This is a genomic window from Halomonas sp. 3A7M, assembly GCF_014897875.1.
GTDB lineage: Bacteria > Pseudomonadota > Gammaproteobacteria > Pseudomonadales > Halomonadaceae > Vreelandella.
This window is the reverse complement of sequence record NZ_JABUZD010000089.1, coordinates 18,832-27,172: the sequence shown is the minus strand read 5'-3', so window position 1 is coordinate 27,172 and position 8,341 is coordinate 18,832. Positions and strand designations below refer to the sequence as shown.

Annotated in this window: 7 protein-coding genes; 1 reads left to right on the top strand and 6 read right to left on the bottom strand. The window is 50.0% G+C overall.

What is annotated here, in order from left to right; translation table 11 throughout:
* Positions 1–298 precede the first annotated feature (298 nt).
* On the bottom strand, positions 299–1,162 hold the full coding sequence (locus INT19_RS08250; protein WP_193060412.1) for a DNA/RNA non-specific endonuclease: 864 nt from the start codon (positions 1,160–1,162) through the stop codon (positions 299–301).
* A 61-nt stretch (positions 1,163–1,223) separates the two neighbouring features.
* Positions 1,224–1,499 carry an Lrp/AsnC family transcriptional regulator gene (locus INT19_RS08245; RefSeq protein WP_009721675.1) on the bottom strand — a complete coding sequence of 92 codons (276 nt, stop codon included), beginning with the start codon at positions 1,497–1,499 and terminating at the stop codon, positions 1,224–1,226.
* Between the two features lie 258 nt (positions 1,500–1,757).
* On the opposite strand from INT19_RS08245, the gene INT19_RS08240 reads away from it, so the two are divergent.
* A complete protein-coding gene (locus INT19_RS08240) occupies positions 1,758–2,072 on the top strand; it encodes a high-potential iron-sulfur protein (RefSeq protein WP_193060411.1) in 315 nt (104 codons plus the stop codon).
* Positions 2,073–2,151: 79 nt separating this feature from the next.
* Here INT19_RS08240 and INT19_RS08235 read toward each other — a convergent pair whose 3' ends face one another.
* The 4 genes from INT19_RS08235 to INT19_RS08220 form a co-directional block, all read right to left on the bottom strand.
* On the bottom strand, positions 2,152–3,714 hold the full coding sequence (locus INT19_RS08235; protein ID WP_193060410.1) for a SpoVR family protein: 1,563 nt from the start codon (positions 3,712–3,714) through the stop codon (positions 2,152–2,154).
* 20 nt (positions 3,715–3,734) lie between these two features.
* Positions 3,735–5,024 carry a YeaH/YhbH family protein gene (locus INT19_RS08230; protein ID WP_083006380.1) on the bottom strand — a complete coding sequence of 430 codons (1,290 nt, stop codon included), beginning with the start codon at positions 5,022–5,024 and terminating at the stop codon, positions 3,735–3,737.
* A gap of 19 nt (positions 5,025–5,043) precedes the next feature.
* The gene (locus tag INT19_RS08225; RefSeq protein ID WP_038476995.1) at positions 5,044–6,966 is read right to left on the bottom strand and encodes a PrkA family serine protein kinase; all 1,923 of its coding nucleotides are present in this window, start codon (positions 6,964–6,966) and stop codon (positions 5,044–5,046) included.
* A gap of 279 nt (positions 6,967–7,245) precedes the next feature.
* Positions 7,246–8,289 (bottom strand): threonine aldolase family protein, encoded by a 1,044-nt coding sequence (locus INT19_RS08220; RefSeq protein ID WP_083006382.1) that lies wholly within the window; start codon positions 8,287–8,289, stop codon positions 7,246–7,248.
* Positions 8,290–8,341: the final 52 nt, after the last annotated feature.

Sequence of the window (8,341 nt, the reverse complement as noted above, 5' to 3'; positions counted from 1 at the left end):
TTACGGAAAAAGTAACTCGATAACTTTTGCATAACCACTTACTGCCGCCATATAGACTTGCAAGAAAAATTAATCTAATTTAGGAAAAATATATTAAGGAGCCTCTGATTAATGTTATAAGCGCAGGCCAGACAAGGAAAAAATCAACGAAAAAAGGACCGGGCTCGCGCACGAGGCGACTTTTAACGCTGTATGGACAAGCGTAATAGTTAACCAGAGGTTTCGTAGACGAGATTGCCTTCGAGCTAAATACATGCCCTCGAAAACGCTTTGACTTTAAATGCTTTAATTAGGCAAATTATTGAAAACGCCCAGGACGCTGAGCAACTTCATCCAATGCCCAACCTTGAGTACGCAACTCGCCTTCTAAAATAGCCTCAACCTCCGGCGTGAGGTCAGGGAAAAAATTTAGTCCCGTACGCGCTTCTATTTCATCGATAGTGACCAGATAGTCGGCTAACGATTCATTACCACTAACGTCCTGGGGCATAATAAACGCCAGCGCCAGCGGTGTGTCACTATCCGGCACCACTATAATTTTATAAAACGCCTCGGGCACTTCCACAAAACCGACCCGATTAAACACGTTATCCATAAAACGCTCAGGGAATACCGGCCCTGTAATGACCTGCAGCCGATCAAAACGTGGCGCAAAATGATCCATCACAGACTCTTCCAGACGCTGCCAAAGCTGGCGGTTCAAGTTTGGCCGCTGAGGTGTCATGTTACTCATCAAAAAGGTATCGACCTGGGCATTGCGCCCATGTACAGCCGCAATAGCGTAGTTGGGAGCCAGATGGCCGCGGTCATAGCCACTACCGGAGTAACTAGTCGTCCCTATTGGCCATAACGTGCGCCAGTCAGCTTTAAAATTAGGCCGTGGGCCAATACGAGTATCATCGGACACTGCTTCGACTTGATAACTGACCCAAAGTGGGTTTACCCGCACATCAGACCATCCCGCTAAGAAGCCATCGTTTCTCAGCACACGGTGAAACGTTGTTAGCTGAAACCCATCCCAGGTAGGCACCCCCATCCAGGTATAGTCATCCTGATGCTGACGCTCCTGAAACTCCCAAAGCCCCGTTCCTACTATGACAAAAAGCACAGCGATACCCAGGCGTTTTCCCTGACGACGCCAGCGCGAAAGCGATTTCCCCAACAGACTTACTCCCTACAATAATGATTCTGCATCCTGCTTTTTATGTCAGGTAATTTATTGGTTACCAACCCAGGGAAAACATCGTTTCTAGGTCGTGACGGGAGTGCACCTGCATCGCATTCAGCGTTTCGGTATCGCTAATGCCCTCGACAGCGTTTAGACGTTCCGTGACCAGTTCAGCAAGGCTTTCAAAATCAGGGGTCCGGGCAATAGCGACCAAATCATAGCGACCACACGTCGAATAGACTTCACTAATACCGTCTACATCAGCAAGGCGCTCGGCGACTGCTTTTACCTGGCCTTTCTCAGTATTGATTAAAATCACAGCATTTTGCATAGCACCCCCAAAATAGCGTTAACAACAATCTAATCAGCAACCAGAGGCGAGTATAACAGGCTGCTTGCCAAGACCAAGCACCGCTCAGTGACGTGGTTAATTGTCGCGCTTTTCATAAGGTTATTCGCACTAATTTTGAGCATGCGCTAGCATGGCTTAGAGAACTCCGGCTTATTAGCCTTGTCGGAGTATTAGAGGTGGTTCACCACCCAATAACATAAGCAAAAAAACGTCAAACCGTGACGCTAAGGAGACACCATGGCTAATCAGAGCCGTCGTAAGTTCATGCGCAATAGCGTAATGGGTCTAGCCGCCCTGCCATTTGGTGCTGGCATCCTGTCAAAGACTGCTTTTGCCCAGGAACTGCCTCGCCTTGACCCATCTAACTCTACTGCCAAGGCACTTAATTACGTTGAAGTAGCCAGTGACGCAAGCGACCACCCGTCCTACGAGGAAGGAGAGCTGTGCTCAAACTGCATGTTCTTTAATGCAGAAACTGAAGGTTGCCAGCTGTTCCCGCAAAATAGCGTTGAAGCAGGCGGCTGGTGCCAGTCCTGGACTGCCAAAGGCTAATGTTAGTAGCCAACTGTTCTTGGTGAAACAACCAAGCTTGACCACTACCCCGCGCTTGCCGCGGGGTAGTTATTTAACCTTAACTCACCTCTTTGTTTTCCTCCTCAATCGGCCACTGGTAACGGCGCGTCACACGCCCCTCTTCCATTGAGACCAAATGCACCGGAAATCCCCATAGTTGCTGCAAATGGCGAATCACCGGATATACGCTGCGACCAAGGGGCCGACGGTTATCTTGTACATGGTGTAACGTCAACGAACGATCCCCGCGTATAGCCGCTTCGACAACTTGAATATTGGGCTCACGCACCGATAACGCATATTGAGTTGACAGCGCCTCACGCACTCGCCGATAACCTCGCTCATTATGAATTGCTGCGACTTCCAGTGTTTCCATCTGATCATCATCAACAATTAAGAACAGCTTGAGGTCGCGTATTACCTTGGGGGATAAAAACTGCTGTATAAACGACTCATCCTTGAAGTTCCGCATTGCAAACTCAACGGTATCGCGCCACGGGCTACCCGCAATATCGGGAAACCACTCTCGGTCTTCATCCGTTGGCGCTTCACAAATCCGCTTAATGTCCATAAAGATCGCAAACCCTAACGCGTAGGGATTAAGGCCGCTGTAGTGCGGGCTATCAAAACCTGGCTGATTGATAACCGCGGCATGGGATTGCAAAAACTCCAGCATCAAGCCTTCATCAACCTTTCCTTCATCATACAAGCGATTCATCAGCGTATAGTGCCAAAAGCAAGCCCACCCTTCATTCATTACCTGGGTTTGTCGCTGGGGATAAAAATACTGCGCCAGTTTACGCACGATACGCACAATTTCACGCTGCCAGGGAGCCAAAAGCGGCGCGTTTTTTTCAATAAAGTAGAGCAAGTTCTCTTGTGGTTCAGAGGGATAAAGCCCCCCACTGTGCAAGCCTAGTGGGTCTGCATCACTGTGCAGGCTACCCGGCAGCGAAGGAATTCCATTAGGCGCATCAGGGATTGTGCGCCACAACATATTGACCTGGGTTTGCAGGTAGGCTTCGCGCTCTTCTTGACGCCTTACCTCTTCTTCAGCAGAAATAGGTGAGGGGCGCTTGTAACGGTCGACACCGTAGTTTTGGAGAGCGTGACAAGCATCTAACAATTGCTCTACTGCATGGACACCGTGGCGCTCTTCGCACTGAGCAATATACTTACGAGCAAATACTAGGTAATCAACGATGGAATCAGCATCGGTCCAAGCGCGGAACAAGTAATTGCCTTTAAAGAAAGAGTTATGCCCATAGCAGGCATGCGCAATGACCAACACCTGCATCATTAGCGTGTTCTCTTCCATTAGATAGGCGATACATGGGTTGGAATTAATCACCAACTCATAGGCAAGCCCCATCTGGCCGCGCTTATAGGCTTGTTCAACGGCAAGAAACTGCTTACCAAACGACCAGTGGTGATAGCCTACCGGCATCCCTACGCTCGCGTAGGCATCCATCATCTGTTCAGTGGTAATCACTTCTATCTGATTTGGATAAGTATCTAGGCGGTACTCATCGGCGAGCCTAGCGAGCTCCTCATCGAAGCGCTCCAACACACTAAAATTCCAGTCGGAACCGGTCGCTATTGGCTTACGGGCTACACTCATGGCGTACTCCTCGGTTCGCGTTACTGCTCTTGACTCAACCGACGTTTAAACAGCTCACGGAAGACAGGATAGATATCCCCGGCATCGACAATTTGGCGCATCGCAAACCGTTCGGGGAATTGCGCGGCGACCGTTTCATATTCATGCCACAGCGACTGATGCTCATGGGGGGTAATTTCCACATAAGCGTAGTACTGCAACTGCGGCATAAGCTGTTTAACCAGTAAGTCCCGACAAATATTCGAGTCATCATCCCAGTTATCGCCATCCGACGCCTGGGCGATATAGAGATTCCACTGCCCAGCGGGATAGCGTTTTTCGATGATTTTATTTACCAAGGTGAGCGCGCTGGAAACGATCGTGCCACCGGTTTCACGGGAGTAGAAAAACTCCTCCTCATTGACCTCTCGTGCTGCCGTGTGGTGGCGCACAAATACCAGCTCTACTTTTTCGTAATGCTTTTCCAAAAACAAATAGAGCAGTAAGAAGAAGCGTTTAGCGATATCTTTGTGGTTTTGAGTCATGGAACCAGAAACGTCCATGACACAGAACATCACTGCCTGACTCGAAGGTTGAGGTTGGGCCGATAACTGGTGATAACGCAGGTCATAGGTATCGATAAACGGTACCCCTTCAATGCGCTTTTCCAAGCGTTCTATTTCTGCCTTTAGCTCAACAATTCTCGCCGGGTTGCGCAACACCGGATCCTTGCGTTCTTCTGCAGCGAGCGCCTCTTGAGCTTCTTTCAAGGCTCGCTTAATGGGCGCGCGCATGGCAATGCGGCGCGCGTAAGCTTCACGCATTGATCGGGTAATACTGATTCGCGACGGAACCCCGTCACGCGCAAGCCCCGCACGCACCATTTTTATTTCTTCAAGTGACTTCAATGGTTTGCGCTGCAAATGCGGCAACTCAAGACCATCAAACACAAACTCCAAAAACTCCTCGCGGCTCAGGGTAAATGCAAACTCGTCGTCTCCTTCTCCTTGATTGGAAGCTCCTCCTTCGCCAGTACCATCTCCGCCGCCCTGACCACCAGGGCGGCGAATTTTATCCCCTTCTAAAAACTCTTTGTTGCCTGGCGATACGATATTGCGCGCACCACCCGGACCATGCTGAAACACCGGCTCAGAGATATCCTTGGTTGGAATAGATACCTTTTCCCCTCGTTCCATATCAGTAATGGAGCGGCGGTTAACCGCCTCCTCCACCGAGCGCTTGATATGCTTGCGATAACGTTCCAAAAAGCGCTGCCGATTGACCGCACTTTTATGCTTAGCGTTAGGCCTTCGATCAATAAAGTAGGTCATACGACCTCCCGATTATCCGCTACTGGGACTTGCGCACGCGTAGGTACCACTCGGAAAGCAGCCGAACCTGTTTCTCGGTATAGCCACGATCCACCATGCGCGCCACAAAGTCCTCGTGCTTCTTCTGATCCGACTTCGACGCCTTCGCATTAAACGAAATAACCGGTAATAGCTCTTCAGTATTAGCAAACATCTTATGCTCGATAACGCCTTTGAGCTTTTCATAAGACTGCCAGCTGGGATTCATGCCATTGTTTTGCGCACGTGCCCGTAATACGAAATTAACCACTTCGTGCCGGAAGTCTTTCGGGTTAGAGATACCTGCTGGTTTCTCAATTTTTTCCAGTTCGTCATTCAGTGACTGACGGTTCAACAGTTCGCCCGTTTCGGGATCGCGATACTCCTGGTCTTGAATCCAGAAATCCGCGTAGGTCACATAGCGATCAAAGATGTTCTGCCCATACTCGCTGTAAGATTCCAGGTACGCCGTTTGGATTTCCTTACCAATGAAATCGACATAGCGCGGTGCCAGAAACTCTTTAATAAAGCCGATGTAGCGTTCAAACACCTCCGAAGGCAGCTGTTCCCTCTCTAATGCTTGCTCAAGTACATACAGCAAATGCACAGGGTTCGCTGCGACTTCAGTGCCATCGAAGTTAAACACTTTAGAAAGTATCTTGAAGGCGAAACGGGTAGACAATCCCTGCATGCCCTCATCCACACCCGCCGCATCACGATACTCCTGAATCGACTTCGCTCGAGGATCGGTGTCTTTCAGATTTTCACCGTCATAAACGCGCATTTTGGAGTAGATGCTAGAGTTTTCTGGTACTTTTAGCCGCGAAAGCACTGAGAACTGCGCCAACATACGCAGCGTATCAGGGGCGCAAGGAGCTGCGTTAAGCGAGGAGTCTTCGAGCAGTTTTTGGTAAATCTTGATCTCTTCGGAGACCCGCAGACAGTAAGGCACTTTGACGATATAAACACGATCCAAAAATGCCTCGTTATTGCGGTTATTGCGAAATGCCTGCCATTCCGATTCGTTAGAGTGCGCTAAAATCACACCGTCAAAAGGAATTGCTCCCATGCCTTCGGTAGGGTTGTAGTTACCTTCTTGGGTGGCGGTAAGTAATGGATGCAGCACCTTAATCGGCGCTTTAAACATCTCAACGAACTCCATCAACCCCTGGTTAGCGCGGCAAAGCCCCCCAGAGAAGCTATAGGCGTCGGGGTCATCTTGAGAGTAAAGCTCCAACTGACGAATATCGACTTTACCCACTAGCGAAGAAATATCCTGGTTATTTTCATCGCCAGGCTCAGTTTTAGAGATGGCAATTTGATTCAACCGCGAGGGATAAAGGCGCACCACTCGAAACTGAGAAATATCGCCGCCCGCTTCTTTTAAGCGCTTCGCCGCCCATGGCGACATCACACTGCGCAGATAGCGCTGGGGAATGCCGTACTCTTGCTCCAGAAGCTCACCATCTTCTTCTGGCGAAAAAAGTCCTAGTGGTGATTCATACACTGGCGAGTCTTTAATGGCATAGAACGGAATACGTTCCATCAACAGCTTCAAGCGCTCAGCCAGCGACGACTTACCGCCACCGACTGGCCCCAGTAAATAGAGAATTTGCTTACGCTCTTCTAATCCCTGCGCGGCATGACGGAAGTACGACACAATTTGCTCGATAGCTTCTTCCATACCATGAAATTCAGCAAAAGCAGGATAGCGGCGAATCACCTTGTTCGAGAAAATGCGTGATAGACGCGGGTCTTTCGCCGTGTCGATCACTTCAGGCTCGCCAATGGCTTCCAGCATACGCTCTGAGGCGCTGGCATAAACCTTTGGATCACGGCGACAAAGCGCCAGATACTCCTCTAGGCTCATGTCCTCTTGCTGAACGCGGGCAAATCGGTCTTGAACGTGATCAAAGATGCTCATGGAACTCTCCTGTGGCCCATCCCCCAGCAGCTACCGCCAAGCCCAAACATCAAGCGGTGTGCAATACGAGGTGTTGCTCTATCAGCGTAGTCAGCATTAGCAAAAAGTGATGACTAAACCTTCAACGCACAATGTTTAACAATTTGAGCACAGTAGGAGAGATTAAGTTGCGTTGAATGTGCGGCGCCCTTGAAAACGCTGCTCAGAACGCACAGCGCCGCCTGAAAGACGGCGCAATGGCGGGCAACAATGCGTCTAGTAGACGCTGCTTAGGCAGTATTATTCCAGCACTTCTTTCACATCTGCCAACAGTTGATCCAGCAATTCAACGGTGGTGTTCCAAGCGCATACAAAACGCGCACCGCCCGCTCCAATAAAGGTATAGAAAGTCCATCCTTTGGCTTTCAACGCCTCGATTGCATGAGGAGGAAATTCAACGAAAACACTATTCGCCTGGGTCGGAAACATCAGGGAAACGCCAGGTAGTGCTTGCAGCCCTTCGGATAAATAACGTGCCATGGCATTCGCATGCTCAGCGTTGGTTAACCACGCGCCGCTTTCCAACAATCCTAGCCATGGGGCAGAAACGTAGCGCATTTTCGAAGCCAGTTGACCTGCCTGTTTGCAGCGGTAGGAAAAATCCTCAGCCAAATCACGGTTGAAAAACAGAATCGCCTCACCAAACGCTAACCCGTTTTTGGTTCCCGAAAAGCACAACACATCGACGCCTACCTGCCACGTTAGCTCGGCAGGGCTTGCATTGAGACCAGCGCAAGCATTGGCGAACCGCGCGCCGTCCATATGCAGGCGTAAATCGTGCTTGTCTGCCATGGCACGTATCGCGAGTAACTCTTCTCGAGAGTAAACCGTGCCGACTTCTGTCGCCTGGGTAAGCGACACCACTTTAGGCTTAGGATAATGAATATCGCTGCGTTTAGTGACCAGCGCCTCAATACCCTGGGGCGTTAGCTTGCCGTTAGCCCCCGAAGAGGTCAGCAGTTTAGCGCCGTTAGAAAAGAACTCAGGGCCACCACACTCATCGGTTTCAATGTGGGCCAATTCATGACAAATAACGCTGTGGTAGCTGCGCCCCATTGCGGAAAGTGCCAGTGAGTTTGCTGCAGTACCGTTAAACACAAAAAAAACATCGCAATCGTAGTCAAACATTTCACGAAAACGATCTGCCGCACGGGCAGTCCAACGGTCATTGCCGTAGGCCAAATCATCGGCTTGATTGGCTTCCATCAGGTATTCCATAGCCTCTGGGCAGATACCTGAGGTGTTGTCACTGGCTAAAAATCGTGGGGTACACTCCGAGGTCATGACGATAGTCCTTTTATCTGACGGTCTTACGGCGCGAGCTGGGTGCCACTCA

Bases quoted from the DNA above. Each gene is read 5' to 3' on its own strand.
- INT19_RS08245 (WP_009721675.1), bottom strand. From the start codon at position 1,499: ATGCAAAATGCTGTGATTTTAATCAATACTGAGAAAGGCCAGGTAAAA.
- INT19_RS08240 (WP_193060411.1), top strand. From the start codon at position 1,758: ATGGCTAATCAGAGCCGTCGTAAGTTCATGCGCAATAGCGTAATGGGT.
- INT19_RS08235 (WP_193060410.1), bottom strand. From the start codon at position 3,714: ATGAGTGTAGCCCGTAAGCCAATAGCGACCGGTTCCGACTGGAATTTT.
- INT19_RS08230 (WP_083006380.1), bottom strand. From the start codon at position 5,024: ATGACCTACTTTATTGATCGAAGGCCTAACGCTAAGCATAAAAGTGCG.
- INT19_RS08225 (WP_038476995.1), bottom strand. From the start codon at position 6,966: ATGAGCATCTTTGATCACGTTCAAGACCGATTTGCCCGCGTTCAGCAA.
- INT19_RS08220 (WP_083006382.1), bottom strand. From the start codon at position 8,289: ATGACCTCGGAGTGTACCCCACGATTTTTAGCCAGTGACAACACCTCA.